The organism is Agromyces sp. NPDC057865, from assembly GCF_042796995.1.
Lineage (GTDB): Bacteria > Actinomycetota > Actinomycetes > Actinomycetales > Microbacteriaceae > Agromyces.
The window spans coordinates 99,522-116,748 of record NZ_JBHVMJ010000004.1; the positions used below are offsets into that span (position 1 = coordinate 99,522).

Below are 17,227 nucleotides of genomic sequence, written 5' to 3' on the forward strand. Positions count from 1 at the left end.
GGGCTACTCGCTGGCCTCGCCCATCAGGTCGACGACCGGGATGGCCTGCGTGACCGGCCGGATGCCCGAGAGGCGCCCAGGCTGCAGCTGCTTCATGACGTCCTCGCGGGTCATCAGGCCCGCCTCGACGACGAGGTCGGCGACCGGTCGGCCGGTGGCCAGCGCCTGCTTGGCGAGCTTCGACGCCTCGTGGTACCCGATGAACGGGATGAGCGCGGTGATCACGCCGACGCTCGAGGCGACCATCGCGTCGAGCCGCTCGACGTTGGCGGTGATGCCATCGACGCAGTTGACGCGGAGCGTCCAGCACGCCTGGCGCATCCAGGTGATCGACTGCAGCAGCGAGTGCGCGATGACCGGCTCGAAGGCGTTGAGCTGCAGCTGGCCGCTCTCGGACGCCATCGTGACCGTGACGTCGGCGCCCGCGACCGCGTAGGCGACCTGGCTGACCGCCTCGGGGATGACCGGGTTCACCTTGCCGGGCATGATGCTCGAGCCCGCCTGGCGCGGCGGGAGGTTGATCTCGCCGAGGCCCGCCTGCGGGCCCGACGAGAGCAGGCGCAGGTCGTTGCAGATCTTCGAGAGCTTGATGGCGCTGCGCTTGAGCGCGCTCGAGAACGTCATGAACACGCCCGTGTCGCTCGTCGCCTCGACGAGGTCGGGCGCGGTCTCGAGGTACTGGCCGGTGATCTCGCTGAGGTGGCGCACGACGGAGGCGCCGTAGCCCGGGTCGGCCGTGATGCCGGTGCCGACGGCGGTGCCGCCGAGGTTGACCTCGCTCAGCAGCTTGATGGTCTCGCGCAGGCGCGCGATGTCCTCGCCGAGGGTCGTGGCGAAGCCGTGGAACTCCTGGCCGAGCGTCATCGGCACGGCGTCCTGCAGCTGCGTGCGGCCGACCTTCAGCACGTCGGCGAACTCCCGACCCTTGCGGCCGAAGGCGATGCGCAGCTGGTCGAGCTCGTAGAGCATCGTCGTCAGCGACGCGGTCATCGCGAGCTTCAGGGCCGTCGGGTAGGTGTCGTTCGTCGACTGGCTGCGGTTGACGTCGTCGATCGGGTGGACGATGTCGTACCGACCCTTGGGGTACCCGGCGATCTCGAGCGCGAGGTTCGCGATGACCTCGTTGGCGTTCATGTTCGTCGACGTGCCCGCGCCGCCCTGGATGACGCCCACGACGAACTGGTCGTTGAGCTCGCCGTCGATGATGCGCTGGCACGCCTCGTCGATCAGGGCCGCCTTCTGCGGCGACAGCGCGCCGACCTCGCGATTCGCACGCGACGCGGCCTGCTTGACCTGCGCGAGCGCGATGACGAGGTCGGGGTAGACGGAGATCGGGCGCTTCGAGATCGGGAAGTTCTCGAGCGCGCGCATGGTGTGCACGCCCCAGTACGCGTCGGCCGGAACCTGGACGCTCCCGAGCGAGTCCGTCTCGGTTCGCGTCTCGATCGGTTCGTCGGTTCTGGCCACGTACTCCTCCTCGGCGGTCGGGCGGGTGGGCAGATGTTGGGGTCGGGTCATCGACACAGGTGGCTCCATTGCCTCGTGCGGTCGCCGTCTCGTGCGGCGGCATCCCGCTGTTCGCGCGCGGGGTCTCCGCGACTGGATACCCTTCGAGCCTACCGCTCCAGCATCGCCCCGGCGGCCCCGCCGGCAACGGCCCGGGGCCCCCGGGAGCGCGCACGAGGGCGGCGGGACGCCCCCACGCCCCGCCGCCCGTCGCGCCCCGCGCCTCAGACCTTGTCGGGCTCGTCGACGTCGTCGACCACGACCGCCGCAGCGGTGCCGTCGACGCCGTCGGCCGCGAGCAGCTCCTCCTCGACCGAGCCGCCGTAGCCCTCCTTCTGCGGGTTGCCGTGCAGGCCGCCCGAGACCGCGTACTCCTCCTCGGGCGACAGGATCAGCCGGTGCCGGCCCCACAGCGCGAAGACGAGCAGCATCACGGCGTACACGACGCCGATGGCGATGATCGCCGGCACGAACGTCGGGTTGAGCAGGAAGCCCAGGAAGATGAGCGCCGCGATCACCGCCGCCACGACCGCCCCCGGGATGCCCCACGGGCTGCGGTACGGGCGCTCTGCGTTCGGGTACTTGCGCCGCAGGATCACGAAGGCGACCATCTGCAGCAGGTACGCGAGCACGGCGCCCCAGACCGCGATGTTCAGCACGATCGCGCCGGCCACCGCACCGGCGCCCTCGGCGTCGGCCTGGGCGAGCAGGTCGAGCACGATGAGGGCGACGAAGCCGATGACCGCGCCCGCGACGAGCGCGACCCACGGGGTCTGCCGCTTGCCGGTGAGCGAGAGGAACTTCGGGTAGTACCCGGCGCGCGAGAGCGAGTACATGTTTCGCCCGTAGGCGAACATGATGCCCTGCAGCGACGCGAGCAGGCCGATGAGGGCGAACAGCGCGAGCAGCGCGGCGAGCTCGTCGCCGACGATCGCACGGAACCCGTCGAGCAGCGGCTCGGCGGCCACGCCCGTCGCCTCGGCGCCGACCACGCCCGTGTTGAGGAACAGCACGAGCAGGCCCGTGACGATGAGGGTGCCGCGGGCGATGAGACCGGCTCGCGGGATGTCGCGCACGGGGTCGTGCGACTCCTCCGCCGCGAGCGGCAGCTCCTCGATGCCGAGGAAGAACCACATCGCGAACGGCAGCGCGAACAGGATCGGCAGCACGCCGTGCGGCAGGAACGCCGTCTGGCCCGCGTCGGGCACGATGTCGAACAGCTTGTCCCAGGAGAACTGGCCCGAGAAGATCGCCATCGCGCTGAACACGAGCAGGATCGCGATGGAGATGATCGAGACCACGATCGCGAACTTGAACGAGATGTTCGCGCCCGCGGCGTTGATGCCGATGAAGATCAGGTAGAGGATGATCCACCACACCCAGCCGGGCATCGAGAAGCCGAGCAGCTCGCTCGTGATGGCGTCGGCGTACGAGGCCGAGAAGAACACGATGACCGCGGTCGTCGCGACGTACTCGATGGTCTCGGCGAGGCCGGTCACGAACCCGCCCCACGGCCCCATCGCCGCGCGCGAGAACGAGTACGCGCCGCCGGTGTGCGGCATGGCCGACGACATCTCCCCGATCGAGAAGATGAGGCCGTAGTACATCGCCACGAGGATCACGAAGGCGATGAGCATGCCGCCGAAGCCGGCGAAGTCGATGCCGAAGTTCCAGCCGGAGAAGTCGCCCGAGATGACCGCCGCGACGGCGAGTCCCCACAGGCCCCACACGCCGGCGGCGCGGGTGAGCTTCCGTTTCTCGAAGTATCCGGAGTCGGCGGTCGTGTACTTCACTCCCGAGACCCTCAAGGTGTCTTTCGCCATGACGGCTCCCTTGCTCTCATCGCGCGGGCCGGAGGGGCCGGCGCAGGGGGGTGCGATGCGTTGGCCCCGACTATAGGGCTCCCAATGGTCGCTCGTACAGACCTTTTTCGGGGACGTGACGGCGCGGCATCCGCAGACCGCCCGGAGTGGACGCGCGCCAAGCGGTGTCGCAGCCGCCGTCGGCTGTGGTGTAATGGTCGCCACCGCAGACCATTCACCGCCTCGAGGAGGAGCCACGGATGTCGGCACCGACCGGATACCTCTCGCTCGACCAACTGCGCGACGCGGTCGCCGACGGCCACGTCGACACCGTCATCGTCGCCTTCACCGACATGCAGGGCCGCCTCGTCGGCAAGCGCGTCTCGGCGCGGCTCTTCCTCGAGGACGTCGCCGCGCACGGCGCCGAGTGCTGCAACTACCTGCTCGCGGTCGACGTGGAGATGAACACCGTCGACGGCTACGCGATGTCGAGCTGGGAGCGGGGCTACGGCGACATGGCGATGATCCCCGACTTCACGACGCTGCGCATCGCGCCCTGGCTCGAGGCGACGGCCCTCGTGACGGCCGACCTGCAGTGGCTCGACGGCACGCCCGTCGAGGCGTCGCCCCGCCGCATCCTGCAGCGCCAGCTCGAGCGGCTCGCCGAGCGGGGCCTCACGGCGCACGTCGGCACCGAGCTCGAGTTCATCGTGTTCGACGACTCCTACCGCGAGGCCTGGCGCAAGGGGTACCGCGACCTGACCCCCGCGAGCGACTACAACATCGACTACGCGCTGCTCGCCTCCACCCGCATGGAGCCGCTGCTCCGCGACATCCGGAACGCCATGGACGGCGCCGGCATGTACTGCGAGGGTGTGAAGGGCGAGTGCAACTTCGGGCAGCAGGAGATCGCGTTCCGCTACGACACCGCGCTCACGACGTGCGACAACCACTCGATCTACAAGAACGGGGCGAAGGAGATCGCCGACCGCCACGGCAAGTCGCTGACGTACATGGCGAAGTTCAACGAGCGCGAGGGCAACAGCTGCCACATCCACATCAGCCTGCGCGGCGAGGGCGGCTCGGCGGTCTTCAGCGACGCGGATGCCCCGCACGGCATGTCGACGCTGTTCCGGCAGTTCCTGGCCGGGCAGCTCGCCGCCATGCGCGAGCTCACGCTCTTCTCGGCGCCGAACGTGAACTCCTACAAGCGCTACGTCGCCGGATCCTTCGCACCGACCGCCATCGCGTGGGGCCTCGACAACCGCACGTGCGCGCTGCGCGTCGTCGGCCACGGGCACGGCATGCGCGTCGAGAACCGGGTGCCCGGCGGCGACGTGAACCAGTACCTCGCCGTCGCGGCCCTGATCGCCGCGGGCCTGCACGGCATCGAGCAGGAGCTCGAGCCCGACGACCTCTTCGTGGGCAACGCCTACGAGAGCGACGTCGCACGCGTGCCGGCGACCCTGCGCGAGTCCGCCGACCTGTTCGCGGCGTCCGCCGTGGCGCGCGAGGCGTTCGGCGACGAGGTCGTCGAGCACTACCTCAACAACGCGCGCGTGGAGCTCGCGGCCTACGACGCGGCCGTCACCGACTGGGAGCGCGTGCGTGGCTTCGAACGACTCTGAACCCGACTTCGCGACGACGAGTGGGAGGGGGGACGGTGCGGATGCCCCGGCACGGCGGCCGGCGGCATCCGCACCGTTGATCGGCGTCACCACCTACCTGGAGCAGGCGCAGTCCGGCGTCTGGGACCTCCGGGCCTCGTTCCTGCCGAAGGTGTACCTCGACGCGGTGACGGATGCCGGCGGCATCGCCGTGCTGCTGCCGCCGCAGCCCGTCTCCCCCGCGATCGCCCGCACGGTGCTCGCGTCGCTCGACGGCCTCATCGTCGCCGGCGGCGCCGACGTCGACCCCGCCCGCTACGGGCAGGAGCCCCACCCGCGCACCGGGTCGCCGCGCACCGACCGCGACGAATGGGAGGACGCGCTGCTCACCGAGGCGATCGCCACCGAGCTGCCCTTCCTCGGCATCTGCCGCGGCGCGCAGGTGCTCAACGTCGCCCTCGGCGGCACGCTCGTGCAGCACCTCCCCGACGTCGTCGGCAGCGAGCGCTACCAGCCCTCCGCCGCCGTGTTCGGCGAGGGCGAGGTGAGCGTCGAGCCCGGATCCCGGCTCTCGAACGTGCTCGGCGACGAGGGCGGCACGCTGCCCGTGCACTACTACCACCACCAGGCGCTCGACGTGGTCGCCGACGGCCTCACCGTCACGGCGCGCAGCGAGGACGGCGTCATCGAGGCCGTCGAGCTCGAGTCCGTGCCGTTCGGCCTCGGCGTGCAGTGGCACCCCGAGGAGAACGCCGCCGACCGACGCCTGTTCGCCGGCCTCGTCGACGCCGCCCGCACGCACCGCACGAGAAGGAGCATCGCGTGAGCCACACGATCGTGAACCCCGCCGACGAGCAGGTCGTCGCCACGGTCACGTCCGCCACCATCGAGGAGGCGGATGCTGCGATCGCGCGCGCCGCGGCCGCGCAGCGCGACTGGGCGGCGCTCGCCCCGGTCGACCGGGCACGGATGCTGCGGCGCTTCGCCGAGGCGGTCGACGGCGCCGTGGAGGAGCTCGCCGCCATCGAGGTGCGCAACTCGGGGCATCCGATCTCGCAGGCCCGCTGGGAGGCCGGCCACGTGCGCGACGTGCTCGAGTACTACTCGGCCGCGCCCGAGCGGCTGTTCGGCCGCCAGATCCCGGTCGCGGGCGGGCTCGACGTGACGTTCCTGGAGCCGCTCGGCGTCGTCGGCGTCATCACGCCGTGGAACTTCCCCATGACCATCGCCTCGTGGGGCTTCGCCCCGGCGCTCGCGGCGGGCAACGCCGTGGTGCTGAAGCCCGCGGAGTGGACGCCGCTCACGAGCCTGCGGCTCGCTGAGCTCGGCCTCGAGGCAGGGCTCCCCGAGGGGCTGTTCCAGGTCGTGCCCGGCAAGGGCTCGGTCGTCGGCGAGCGGTTCGTGACGAACCCGACGGTGGGCAAGGTCGTGTTCACGGGCTCGACCGAGGTCGGCAAGCACATCATGGCGGGGTGCGCCGAGCAGGTGAAGCGCGTGACCCTCGAGCTCGGCGGCAAGAGCGCGAACATCGTCTTCGCCGACGCCGACCTCGAGCGCGCGGCCGCGACCGCGCCCTACGGCGTGTTCGAGAACGCCGGGCAGGACTGCTGCGCCCGCAGCCGGATCCTCGTGGAGCGCAGCGTCTACGAGCGGTTCATGGAGCTGCTCGAGCCGGCCGTCCACGGCGTGAAGGTCGGCGACCCAGCCGACGAGACGACCGAGATGGGCCCGCTCGTCGCCCGCCGGCACCTCGAGCGCGTGCGGTCGTTCGTGCCCGACGACGCCGATGTCGCGTTCCGCGGCAGCGCACCCGACGGCGCGGGATTCTGGTTCGCGCCGACCGTGCTCACGCCGTCGCGGGAGTCGCGCGCGGCGCGCGAGGAGATCTTCGGTCCGGTCGTGTCGGTGTTCCCGTTCGACGACGAGGCCGACGCGATCACGTTCGCGAACGCGAGCGAGTACGGCCTCTCGGGCTCGATCTGGACGCGCGACCTGAGCCGCGGCATCCGCGTCGCCCGTGCGGTCGAGTCGGGCAACCTCAGCGTCAACTCGCACTCGTCGGTGCGCTACGCCACGCCCTTCGGCGGGTTCAAGCAGTCGGGCCTCGGGCGCGAGCTCGGACCCGACGCCCCGCTCGCCTTCACCGAGACGAAGAACGTCTTCCTCGCCGTCGACTGACCCGCCATCCCTACGACAGGAGCACCATGACCGACCTGGCCCGCATCGACCTCACCCAGCGGCTCGCCGGACGCGTCGCCGTCATCACCGGCGGGGCATCCGGCATCGGACTGGCCACCGCGAAGCGCCTCGCCGCCGAGGGCGCGACCGTCGTCATCGGCGACATGGACGCCACGGCGGGCCCGGCCGCGGCCGAGCTCGTCGGCGGCCTGTTCGTCCGGGTCGACGTGACCGACCAGGAGCAGGTGGACCACCTCTTCGACGAGGCGGCCCGCGTCTACGGATCCGTCGACATCGCGTTCAACAACGCGGGCATCTCACCGCCCGACGACGACTCGATCGAGATCACCGAGCTGCCCGCGTGGCAGAAGGTGCAGGACGTGAACCTGAAGTCGGTCTACCTCTGCTCGCGCGCGGCGCTGCGGCACATGGTCGCGCAGGGCCGCGGGTCGATCATCAACACGGCCTCGTTCGTCGCGGTCCTGGGATCGGCCACCTCGCAGATCTCCTACACGGCCTCGAAGGGCGGCGTGCTGGCGATGAGCCGGGAGCTCGGCGTGCAGTTCGCCCGCCAGGGCATCCGCGTGAACGCGCTCTGCCCCGGGCCCGTGAACACACCCCTCCTCCAGGAGCTGTTCGCGAAGGATCCCGAGCGCGCGCAGCGCCGCCTCGTGCACATCCCCGTGGGCCGGTTCGCCGAGCCCGAGGAGCTGGCGGCCGCGGTCGCGTTCCTCGCCAGCGACGACGCCTCGTTCATCACGGGCTCGACCTTCCTCGTCGACGGCGGCATCAGCTCCGCCTACGTCACGCCGCTCTAGGCTCGAAGCATGCGAACCGACGCGCACGACGAGCGGGCGGCGGCGGATGCCGCGGCTCCCGTCGACGGCGCCGCGGAGGTGCTGAGCGCGGGGCTGCTGCTCACGCCCGCGCGGCCGGCGAACGCGTTCGAGGAGACCGTGCAGCGGCTGCTGCAATCGATCCGGCTCGGCCTCATCGGACCGGGCGAGCGGCTGCCGCCCGAGCGCGAGCTCGCGGGCATGCTCGCCGTGAGCCGCGACACGATCCGCGAGGCCATCGGCTCGCTCGCCGACGCGGGATGGGTGCTGTCGCGCCGGGGGCGCTACGGGGGCACGTTCGTCTCCGACGAGCTGCCGACGGCCTCGCCGCGCAGCTCGGCGCTCGACCGCGACCCGACCGACTCGCGCTCACGGCTCGAGGACACCTTGTCGCTCCGTGCGGTCATCGAGGTGGGCACAGCCCGCCGTGCGGCGGAGAGCGAGCTCGCGGCCGCCGACCGCGAGCGGCTGTGGCAGGCCTACGAGGAGTGCCGCACGGCCCGCGGCGACCAGTACCGCATGGCCGACTCCCGCCTGCACCTGCTCATCGCCGAGGTGCTCGGGGCGCCGAGCGTGATCCCACTGCTCGCCGACGTGCGCATGCGCGTCAACGAGCTCCTCGACGGGATCCCGCTGCTCGCGCCGAACATCGCGCACTCCGACGAGCAGCACCGCGCGATCGTCGACGCGATCCTGCGCGGCAGCCCCGACGACGCCGCGGCCGCGATGGCCGAGCACCTCGAGGGCACCGAGGCGCTGCTGCGCGGCTTCTACGCCTGACACGAGGCGGCGCGGCATCCGCTCGGCGACGGGGCGGGCACGTACCGGACACGCGAACGGGCCGCCCCCGAAGCCAGGGGGCGGCCCGTTCTGCCCGACGCGCGCCGGGCTGCCGATCAGAGGAACGCGAACGGCAGGAACGCGAGTCCGACGAGCGCGGCGCCGAACGCGAACAGCACCGTGCCGGCCAGCATGACCGCGTTGAGGACGATGCCCCAGATGGCCATGGTGCGCGTGTTCGGCTCGCGGCTGAGCGCCATGATGCCGAGCACGAGGCCGATGATCGGCACGAAGAACGTGGAGCTCGCGACGATCGACACGAGGCCGAGCACGAGGCTCGCGATGCTGAATCCGCGCGACTCGGCCACGGATGCGGCGGGGGTCGCGTAGGGGTTCGGCTCGCCGAACGGCGCCTGCTGCGACGAGGTGGGAGCTGCGGTGGTCATGGTGGTGATCTCCTGTTCGTGGGTGTGCTTCCACGCTACGGATGCCGCGCACGCCGCAGTATGGAGCTATCCCCCCGAAACGGAGGTGGGGTCGCTGCCGTCGGGGTCAGGCGATGCCGATGAACCGGTGCAGCGCCGGCACGATCAGGAAGATGCCCACGAGCACGGCGAGCGCGCTGAACACGAAGCAGCTCCAGGCGCCGATGAACGCCGCCCGCTTCTGCCCGTCGGTGAGCGGGCTCTTCTTCGCGGCCTTCGCCGCCTTCTTCGCCGCCGCCTTCGCCTCGGCGGGCGTGATGACCGTGATGGCGTCGGTGAACTCGGCCGGGGTCACGATCGGCGTGCGGCCCGAGATCGTCAGCAGCCGGATGCCGAGCGCGTAGGCGCTCACGATCACGGTCGCGCCGAGGAACGCCGCGATGAACACGACGACGAATGCGGCCCAGTCGATCATCGGGTCACCTGCTTCTTCGGCTTCGGGTTGCGCTTGATCTTCACGGCCCGGCCGGAGTCGGCGACCTCGCTGACCACGTTCTGGGAGGAGACCTCGCTGCGCCGCGACCACAGGAAGATGGTCGCGATGACCACGACGCCCGCGATGGTGTCGATGATGATACCGACGACGCCGAGCGAGGCGACGAGCGCGGCGAGCGCCCCCACCGCGCCGGCGGCCGGCAGCGTCATGAGCCAGCCCACGCCGATGCGGCCGGCGGTGCGCCAGCGCACCTTCGAACCGCGACGGCCGAGGCCCGAACCGACGACGGAGCCCGAGGCGACCTGGGTCGTCGAGAGTGCGAAGCCGAGGTGGGTCGACGCGAGGATCGTGGCCGCAGTCGAGGTCTCTGCCGCGAAGCCTTGGGCGGGCTTCACGTCGGTGAGGCCCGTGCCGAGCGTCTTGATGATGCGCCATCCGCCCATGTAGGTGCCGAGCGCGATGGCGATCGCGCAGACCACGATGACCCAGAACTCGGGACCGGCGCCCGCGGGCTGGAGGCCCACCGAGATCAGGGTGAGCGTGATGACGCCCATGGTCTTCTGCGCGTCGTTGGTGCCGTGCGCGAGCGCCACGAGGGAGCTCGAGAAGATCTGCGCATGCCGGAAGCCGTCGCGTCCATCGGGCTTGCCGTCGTAGCGGCGGGTGATCGAGTACGCGAGCTTCGTGGCGGTGTAGGCGACGACCCCCGCGGTCAACGGCGCGAGCACGGCCGGCAGCACGATCTTCGAGAGCACGACGCTGAAGTCGATGGCCTGGACGCCGAAGCCGACGAGGGCGGACCCGATGAGGCCGCCGAAGAGGGCGTGGCTCGATGACGACGGGAGCCCGAGCAGCCAGGTGACCATGTTCCACACGATGGCGCCGATGAGGCCGGCGAAGATCAGCTCCGGCGTGATGAGCACGCCGCCGTCGCCCTCCTTGATGATGCCGCCCGAGATGGTCTTGGCCACCTCGGTGGACAGGAACGCGCCCACGAGGTTGAGGATGGCGGCGATCGTGACGGCGACCTTCGGGCGGAGCGCGCCCGTCGCGATCGGCGTCGCCATCGCGTTGGCGGTGTCGTGGAAGCCGTTCGTGAAGTCGAAGAAGAGCGCCAGTGCGATGACCAGCACGACGATGAGGAGGGTTTCCACCGGCGTCTTTCTCTGTCTCGGTGGTGCGTTTCACCGAATGTTCAGGGGACGTTGGTTGCGGATCCGGCGAGCGCCGTGCCCCGTCGATACTACGCGACCGACTCCGGCTCAGCCACCACGGTCGCGAGATCCTCACCGAACACGAAGGTGCGGCGCACGCGGCCTCCCGCGAGCACCTCGGGCAGCCAGCGCCGCGCGTCGTCCCACATCTCGTCGAAGGGCACGTCATCGAGGGCGATCCACTCGGGGTCCAGCTCGTCGGAGCCCGACGGCTCGCCCGTCCACGTGCGGCACACGAAGACGTTCGACTCCTGGCTCCACGCCTCGCGGTGCGGGAAGTGGTAGGTCAGCAGCCCGCGCGGTTCGAGGTCGGATGCCGCGACCACGACGCCCGACTCCTCGAACACCTCGCGCACCGCCGCGTCGACGGCCGACTCCCCCGGCTCGAGCTTGCCGCCGAGGCCGACGAAGTAGCCCTCGCCGAGTCCGTGCTTCTTGCGCCCGAGGAGCACCTGCACGACGCCGCCCTCCTCGCGCAGGAGGTAGCAGACGCAGACCTGGGGCAGCGGCATCCGTCAGTCTCCCTTTCCCGGTCCCTGAGCCTGTCGAAGGGCGAAGGGTCAGCCGAAGAGGATCTTCGCCTCGTCGTACCGGTCCTGCGGGACGCGGTTGAGGCTGCCGGTCGCCTCGGCGATCGACACGGTCTTGATGTCGGTGCCGCGCAGCGTCACCATCGAGCCCCACGCGTGCGCGTAGGCCGCCTCGATGGCGGCCATGCCGAGGCGCGTGGCGAGCACGCGGTCGTAGGCGGTGGGCTCGCCGCCGCGCTGGATGTGGCCGAGCACGGTCGAGCGGGACTCGATGCCCGTGCGCTCCTCGATGAGCGGCGCGAGCAGCTCGCCGATGCCGCCGAGACGCGGCCGGTTGAACGCGTCGAGGCCCTTGTGCGAGTGCGCCTCGGTCATGCCGGGCAGCGTGAAGCCCTCGGCGACGACGACGAGCGGCGCACGGCCGCGGTCGCGCACCGACTCGACCCACTCGCAGATCTGCTCGATCGTCTGCGGCTGCTCGGGGATGAGGATGGCGTGCGCGCCGCCGGCCATGCCCGAGTGCAGCGCGATCCAGCCGACGTGGCGGCCCATGACCTCGAGCACCATGCAGCGGCCGTGCGAGTCGGCGGTGGTGCGCAGGCGGTCGATGGCCTCGGTGGCGATCTGCACGGCGGTGTCGAAGCCGAACGAGTAGTCGGTCGCGGCGAGGTCGTTGTCGATGGTCTTCGGCACGCCGAGCACCTTGATGCCGCCCTCGTCGTGCAGGCGGCGCGCGGCCGTGAGGGTGCCCTCGCCGCCGATCGCGATGATCGCGTCGATGCCCTCCTCGTCGAGCATCCGCTGGATGTTCTCGGGGCCGCCGCCCTCGCCCTCGAACGGGTTGGTGCGGCTCGAGCCGAGGATCGTGCCGCCCGTCTTCGCGAGGCCGCGCACGTCGTGGCGCGTGATGGGCATGATGTCGCGCTCGACGACGCCGCGCCAGCCGTTGCGGAACCCGACGAACTCGGTGTCGTGGGAGATGACGCCCTTCAGCACGGCGCCGCGGATGACCGCGTTCAGGCCGGGGCAGTCGCCCCCACTCGTGAGCAGACCGATCTTCATGTGTGCGGGACTCCCAGGTACTCGTTCGACATGGCGGGTGCCGGATGCCACGACGGCGGGGCGTATCGACTGCCGCAGTCTATAGCGTCGGCTCCGCGCGCCCCGATCCGGGGCGATCGGGGACGCTACAGGGCGCCGTCGAGGGCGGCCCGCAGGAGGTGCTGGAGCGCGTCGAGCTGCACCGAGTCCGCCGAGCCGGGCTCCACGTCGCTGCCGTCGAGCGCACGGGCAGCGAGGCCCTGCTTCGAGTCGATGAGCTCGGCGATGCGGGCGTCGATCGTGTGCGCGGCGATGATGCGCCAGGCGGTGACGGGCTCGTCCTGCCCGATGCGGTGCACGCGGTCGATGGCCTGCGTCTGCTCGGCCGCGGTCCAGCTGAGCTCGGCGAGCACGACGTTCGACGCGGCCTGCAGGTTGACGCCGACGCCCGCCGCGGTGAGCGAGCAGACGGCGACGGCGACGTCGGGGTCCTTGTTGAACGCGTCGATGGCCGCCTGGCGCTGGAACGCGGTCTGGTCGCCGCGCAGCGACACGGTGCGGAGCTCGCGGGCCGCGAGGGCGGCCTCGGCCTGGTCCATGACGTCGATGTGCTTCGCGAAGAACACGACCTTGCCCACCGAGCGCGCGAGCTGCGCCGCGTAGTCGGCCGCGAGGCCCGCCTTCGCCTGGCCGATGCGGCGCACCATCGTGAAGACGTTCTCGCCCGACTTGGCGGACTTCGACTCCTCGAGCTCGGCGCGCGCGATGGCGCGGATGAACTGGTCGCGCTCGTCCTCGTCGAGGTCGCCGACGCGCAGGTTGCGCGACTCGACGAGCGCGCGGAACCGGCCGACGAGGCGGTTGCCGAGCTCCCGCTCGGCGGCGCGCACCGAGCGACCCAGCTCGTCGTCGAGTTCGACCGGCAGGTCGGCGATGCGCTTGTCGGGCAGGTCGGCGGCCACGTCGACCTTGCGGCGTCGCACGATGCCGAGGTCGATCACGGTGCGGCGCGCCTCGGTGTAGAAGCCGTGGTCGGCGGGCGTGAGGCCGGTCTCCTCGAGGCGCCCGAGCAGCGCGGGCGACGGCCGGTCGCCCTGGATCCAGCCGAGGAACTGCCAGATCGCCCGGAAGTCGTCGACGTCGTTGATGAGCGGCGTGCCCGTGAGCGCGAGCAGCAGCGGGTCACCGCCCGGAGTGGTGCGCCGGATGCGCTCGGCGAGCGCGAGCACGTTGCGGGAGCGCTGTGACGACAGGTTCTTGATGAAGTGCGCCTCGTCGACGACCATGCCCTTGAAGCCCAGGGTGGACAGCCACGCCATGTGCCGGTCGAGCACGTCGTAGTTGACGACGACCACGTCGGCGAACGCGTCGAGCGAGTCGCCGTCGCCGTGGATGACCGTCGCTCGGCGGTGCGGCGTCCAGCGCTCGACCTCGCGCGCCCAGTTCATCTTCACGACGTTCGGCACGACCGCGAGCAGCGGGTAGGCGTCGGCGACGGATGCCGCGAGCACCGACTGCGCGGTCTTGCCGAGGCCCGGCTCGTCGGCGAGCAGGAACGTGCGGTGGCCCTCGCGTGCGGCCTCGATGAAGCGGATCTGGTGCTTCATGAGTTCGAGGCCGCGCGGCGAGAGCCGGTCGACCTTCGGCGCCTCGGGCAGGTCCATGCTGGCGGCCTGGCCGCCGGAGCCGATCTCGAACGACTTGAACAGGGGTCCGAGGAGCTCCCAGTTCGCGAGGCGGCGCACGGGCACCACGGGAGCGGTCGGACGGGAGAAGTCGGGCGCGAGGAACGGGTTCGCGAGCTGACGCGACCGCACCGAGGCCGGGATGACCTGGTTCTCGGCGAGCTCGGGCGCCGGCGCGGACTCGCGCGTGATGATGAGCTCGTCGGGGCTGAGGTCGGCGCCGGACTCGAGGAGCCAGTCGCGGCGGAACCGCTGCGCGACCGTGGAGATCGACGCGTCGGGCTCGAGCAGCGCGATGAGGCTCGTGTCGCGGGCGGCCGTCTTCGCGAGGATCTGCGCGATGCCGTCGAGCCGCTTCAGGAGCTCGGCACGGGCCGCGTCGGCGACGTCGGGGTCGGCCTTGACCCGCGCGCGCTCCTCGCGCATGAGCAGCGCGATCACCTGGAACTTCGTGCGGTTGGTCGGGCCGAGCTTGCCCTTCTGCGCCTTCGTCTCGACCTCGCGCACCTTGCGGGCGAGGATCGGGATGATGGGTGCGTCGTCGTCACGCGAACGCGTGCGCTGGCGCTGCCTCGTCTGGGCCATGGTCCTCCCGTTTCCGGCCGGTCTCCCGTTGTCAGGTCGCCCTCCGGGCGCGACCGTGCTGGTCGCTCCCTCGACACCGATGCGGTGGTCGAGACGCTCGTGACGTCTCGGATGCCGCATGCGGTACGCCGAATCCCGAACCGAGCAGCGCGCGAGCCGGGCTCACACGGTCGGCCGAAGAACGGATTCGTCGGGCGCCATGCCATTCTAGCCGCAGGAATGCGGCTGGCGCGACGTGACGCGGTCCGGAGAGGCTCCCAGCGGCCCGGATAACCCGGTGCGGGTGCGCCGGAGTCGGCCTATGCTTCGACCATGGACGCTCTCGCTGGGTCGGGCGCCGCGTCGCCCGACGACGACGAATTCACCGTCGCGCAGGACACCGAGTTCGACGCGGACGAGCTCGCCCCCGACGACGACCATCGCGCGCTCGACGACAGCCTCGACGACGAGGTGCCCGGCATCGACGCTGAGCGCCACGTCGACCTGCGCGACGAGCGCTCGGCCGACGACGAGGGCTGACCCCGGTCCGCCGCCTCGGTCAGACGCCGCCGCCTCCGCCGCCGCCACCGCCGCCGCCCGACGAGCCGCCGCCCGACGAGCCGCTCGACGACGAGCTCGAGCTCGAGCCCGACCACGACGTGCTCGACGCCGTCGAGAACGACGACACCGCCACGCCGAACGAGCCGGCGTCGAAGCCGCTGCGACCCGAGTACCAGGTCGGCTCCTCGCCGCGCGCCTCGTAGAGGTCGGCGAGCACGCGGCTCCACTCGCGCTCGAGTCCGAAGAGCACGGCATACGGCAGCAGCCGCTCGTTGAGCTTCAGCACGACGGCGGGGTCGAGCGCGGCGGCACTCGTGGCGGTCGCGGTCGTCGTCGCGGCATCCGTCGCCCCCGTCGTCGACGCGGCCAGCGATGCCGCGGAGGGTCGCTCGACCCGCAGCGCGCCGCTCGGGCTCTGCAGCACGCGCAGCCGGTCGGCCTCGGCGAGGCGGATGTAGAGCCGCAGGCCCTCGAGGTGGTCGCGGAACTCGCGACCGCGCTCCGTGAGCGGCCGCACGTTGCCCACGAGCACGACGGTCGCGAGCGCGGCCACGATCGCGACGATGAAGAGGATCGCCGGCCATGGACCGCCGCGGCGGTCGTCGATCGCGAAGATGCCGAGCACGACGCTGAGCGTGGCGGCGGAGATGGCGCCGATGGCGAGGAGCACGCGCAGTCCGGGATCGGGCTTGCGCCGCAGGCCGGAACGCACGACGCCCTTCGTCACGGCCTGGCGGATCGACAGCAGACGCCGCCCCAGCGCGGTGTCGCTCGACTTGAGCTGCCGGCTTGCGCCCGGGACCGGGTTGCCGCGGAACAGTGCGGAGACGACCGACCGCGCATGCGCGTCGCCGGGCTCGCCGCCCACGAACTCGACGGCGTACTTCTTGCGCCCGGTCTCGACGACGCGCAGCTCGCCGTCGACGGCTCGCTCGAGGATCGTGGCGGTGACGCCCTTCTCGGGGTGCCCGACGAGGTCGGCCGCGACCATGGCGCTCACGCCCTCGGGCGGCTCGTACTGCGCGATGATCGTGCCGCGTCCGGGATGGTTGCGCCACCGCGTGGCCCGCAGCGCGATGGCCGCGAGGAGCGCGAGCCCCGTGAGGCCCGCCGCGACGGCGCCCGCGATCGCCGCGGGCGAGGCCCCGAACGAGTTGTCGCGGGGCGCGAACGTGCCCTGCTCGAAGCCGATCGCGACCGTGAGGTTCTCGTACGGCCCGAGGGCTGCCGCCTCCGCGATCACGGCGGGCGGGTCGGTCTCGGTGGTCGTGAGCGACTCGCACGCGGTGCCCGACCCCTGCCAGCCGCGATAGCACGCGGTGTCGCCGTTGAGCCCGGCCGCCACGTCGGGCGACATCCGCACCTCGGCGCGCACCCGCCCGAACGGCTGCGCCCACCCCGTGCCGTTGACGTCCCAGTAGAACTCGTCGATCGGGGCGTCGTCGGGCTGGAGCGTGACGTTCTGCTGGTGGTAGCGGATGACGTAGGTCTGCTCGCCGTGCACGTAGTCGTCGGCCGCGATGGTGACGAGGAGGAACTCGCCGTTCTCATCCTCCTCGACCTCGTAGGAGCGCGGCGTGCCGTCCCCGTCGGTCACCGACTCGACCCGGATGTCGGTCGGGTGCCCGTCGTAGTCGAGCGGGATCGCCCGCCTGATGCCGCGGTTCTGGTCGAACTCGGGGAACACCGCGACGAGCGTCTCGGTCGTGTCGAGCACCGAGCGCTTCGCCGCATCGCGGCCCAGCTCGAACACCGCGTCGAACGAGGCGAACGTGAAATCGTCGACGCCGGCGGGCACCGCGGTCACGGGGGCGGACGCCGCGTGGGCCGCCTGCGCGGCCGGTGCCGTCTCCGACGTGCCGCCCGGTGCCGAGCGCGTCGCGCCCGACGCCGCGAGTGCGGGAGCCGCCACGAGCACGGCGGCGACGACGGCCGCGGCGGCGGCCCTGGCGAGGGGTCGGAGCATGTGCCAACGGTAGCGCTCCGCGGGCCCGCTCAGCAG

At 71.5% G+C, this 17,227-nt stretch carries 15 protein-coding genes; 6 read left to right on the forward strand and 9 right to left on the reverse strand.

The genetic code is table 11. The features are described from left to right. Positions 1 to 3: 3 nt before the first annotated feature. The gene (locus ACFVN5_RS18235; RefSeq protein ID WP_376957022.1) at positions 4 to 1,518 is read right to left on the reverse strand and encodes an aspartate ammonia-lyase; all 1,515 of its coding nucleotides are present in this window, start codon (positions 1,516 to 1,518) and stop codon (positions 4 to 6) included. A 212-nt stretch (positions 1,519 to 1,730) separates the two neighbouring features. Beyond that, complete coding sequence (locus ACFVN5_RS18240; RefSeq protein WP_376957023.1) at positions 1,731 to 3,329, reverse strand: amino acid permease; 1,599 nt, start codon at positions 3,327 to 3,329, stop codon at positions 1,731 to 1,733. 239 nt (positions 3,330 to 3,568) lie between these two features. On the opposite strand from ACFVN5_RS18240, the gene ACFVN5_RS18245 reads away from it, so the two are divergent. The 5 genes from ACFVN5_RS18245 to ACFVN5_RS18265 all read left to right on the forward strand — a co-directional run bounded on the left by ACFVN5_RS18245 (position 3,569) and on the right by ACFVN5_RS18265 (position 8,709). After that, positions 3,569 to 4,936, forward strand: coding sequence for a glutamine synthetase family protein (locus ACFVN5_RS18245; protein WP_376957025.1), 1,368 nt, complete (start codon positions 3,569 to 3,571; stop codon positions 4,934 to 4,936). Positions 4,937 to 5,012: 76 nt separating this feature from the next. Beyond that, positions 5,013 to 5,741, forward strand: a complete 729-nt coding sequence (locus tag ACFVN5_RS18250) for a gamma-glutamyl-gamma-aminobutyrate hydrolase family protein (RefSeq protein ID WP_376957261.1) — start codon at positions 5,013 to 5,015, stop codon at positions 5,739 to 5,741. Next, a complete protein-coding gene (locus tag ACFVN5_RS18255; protein ID WP_376957027.1) occupies positions 5,738 to 7,093 on the forward strand; it encodes an aldehyde dehydrogenase family protein in 1,356 nt (451 codons plus the stop codon). The genes ACFVN5_RS18250 and ACFVN5_RS18255 overlap by 4 nt, the downstream gene beginning before the upstream one ends. 26 nt (positions 7,094 to 7,119) lie before the next feature. After that, on the forward strand, positions 7,120 to 7,911 hold the full coding sequence (locus ACFVN5_RS18260; protein WP_376957029.1) for a 3-oxoacyl-ACP reductase: 792 nt from the start codon (positions 7,120 to 7,122) through the stop codon (positions 7,909 to 7,911). Between the two features lie 9 nt (positions 7,912 to 7,920). Continuing rightward, entirely contained in the window at positions 7,921 to 8,709 is a 789-nt protein-coding gene (locus tag ACFVN5_RS18265; RefSeq protein ID WP_376957031.1) for a FadR/GntR family transcriptional regulator, read from the forward strand. Positions 8,710 to 8,825: 116 nt separating this feature from the next. On the opposite strand, the gene ACFVN5_RS18270 is transcribed toward ACFVN5_RS18265, so the two are convergent. The 6 genes from ACFVN5_RS18270 to ACFVN5_RS18295 form a co-directional block, all read right to left on the reverse strand. Next, positions 8,826 to 9,155, reverse strand: a complete 330-nt coding sequence (locus tag ACFVN5_RS18270; RefSeq protein ID WP_376957033.1) for a DUF4190 domain-containing protein — start codon at positions 9,153 to 9,155, stop codon at positions 8,826 to 8,828. A gap of 106 nt (positions 9,156 to 9,261) precedes the next feature. Then, positions 9,262 to 9,609 (reverse strand): peptidase, encoded by a 348-nt coding sequence (locus tag ACFVN5_RS18275; RefSeq protein ID WP_376957035.1) that lies wholly within the window; start codon positions 9,607 to 9,609, stop codon positions 9,262 to 9,264. After that, positions 9,606 to 10,784 (reverse strand): anion permease, encoded by a 1,179-nt coding sequence (locus ACFVN5_RS18280; RefSeq protein ID WP_376957038.1) that lies wholly within the window; start codon positions 10,782 to 10,784, stop codon positions 9,606 to 9,608. Before ACFVN5_RS18280 ends, ACFVN5_RS18275 begins: the two co-directional genes overlap by 4 nt. Before the next feature lie 89 nt (positions 10,785 to 10,873). Then, positions 10,874 to 11,356: an 8-oxo-dGTP diphosphatase gene (locus tag ACFVN5_RS18285; RefSeq protein WP_376957040.1), complete on the reverse strand. Its 483-nt coding sequence runs from the start codon at positions 11,354 to 11,356 to the stop codon at positions 10,874 to 10,876. A gap of 48 nt (positions 11,357 to 11,404) precedes the next feature. After that, positions 11,405 to 12,436, reverse strand: a complete 1,032-nt coding sequence (locus ACFVN5_RS18290; protein WP_376957042.1) for a 6-phosphofructokinase — start codon at positions 12,434 to 12,436, stop codon at positions 11,405 to 11,407. Positions 12,437 to 12,561: 125 nt separating this feature from the next. Beyond that, entirely contained in the window at positions 12,562 to 14,685 is a 2,124-nt protein-coding gene (locus tag ACFVN5_RS18295; RefSeq protein ID WP_376957044.1) for a DEAD/DEAH box helicase, read from the reverse strand. A gap of 312 nt (positions 14,686 to 14,997) precedes the next feature. On the opposite strand from ACFVN5_RS18295, the gene ACFVN5_RS18300 reads away from it, so the two are divergent. Continuing rightward, complete coding sequence (locus tag ACFVN5_RS18300; protein WP_376957046.1) at positions 14,998 to 15,204, forward strand: hypothetical protein; 207 nt, start codon at positions 14,998 to 15,000, stop codon at positions 15,202 to 15,204. A 19-nt stretch (positions 15,205 to 15,223) separates the two neighbouring features. Here the strand turns inward: ACFVN5_RS18300 and ACFVN5_RS18305 are convergent, their stop codons facing one another. Continuing rightward, positions 15,224 to 17,191, reverse strand: coding sequence for a DUF2207 domain-containing protein (locus tag ACFVN5_RS18305; RefSeq protein WP_376957048.1), 1,968 nt, complete (start codon positions 17,189 to 17,191; stop codon positions 15,224 to 15,226). Positions 17,192 to 17,227 lie beyond the last annotated feature (36 nt).

Coding starts and splice junctions, on each gene's coding strand:
- ACFVN5_RS18235 (WP_376957022.1), bottom strand. CDS start 1,518: ATGACCCGACCCCAACATCTGCCCACCCGCCCGACCGCCGAGGAGGAG.
- ACFVN5_RS18240 (WP_376957023.1), bottom strand. CDS start 3,329: ATGGCGAAAGACACCTTGAGGGTCTCGGGAGTGAAGTACACGACCGCC.
- ACFVN5_RS18245 (WP_376957025.1), top strand. CDS start 3,569: ATGTCGGCACCGACCGGATACCTCTCGCTCGACCAACTGCGCGACGCG.
- ACFVN5_RS18260 (WP_376957029.1), top strand. CDS start 7,120: ATGACCGACCTGGCCCGCATCGACCTCACCCAGCGGCTCGCCGGACGC.
- ACFVN5_RS18265 (WP_376957031.1), top strand. CDS start 7,921: ATGCGAACCGACGCGCACGACGAGCGGGCGGCGGCGGATGCCGCGGCT.
- ACFVN5_RS18270 (WP_376957033.1), bottom strand. CDS start 9,155: ATGACCACCGCAGCTCCCACCTCGTCGCAGCAGGCGCCGTTCGGCGAG.
- ACFVN5_RS18275 (WP_376957035.1), bottom strand. CDS start 9,609: ATGATCGACTGGGCCGCATTCGTCGTCGTGTTCATCGCGGCGTTCCTC.
- ACFVN5_RS18285 (WP_376957040.1), bottom strand. CDS start 11,356: ATGCCGCTGCCCCAGGTCTGCGTCTGCTACCTCCTGCGCGAGGAGGGC.
- ACFVN5_RS18290 (WP_376957042.1), bottom strand. CDS start 12,436: ATGAAGATCGGTCTGCTCACGAGTGGGGGCGACTGCCCCGGCCTGAAC.
- ACFVN5_RS18295 (WP_376957044.1), bottom strand. CDS start 14,685: ATGGCCCAGACGAGGCAGCGCCAGCGCACGCGTTCGCGTGACGACGAC.
- ACFVN5_RS18300 (WP_376957046.1), top strand. CDS start 14,998: ATGGACGCTCTCGCTGGGTCGGGCGCCGCGTCGCCCGACGACGACGAA.
- ACFVN5_RS18305 (WP_376957048.1), bottom strand. CDS start 17,191: ATGCTCCGACCCCTCGCCAGGGCCGCCGCCGCGGCCGTCGTCGCCGCC.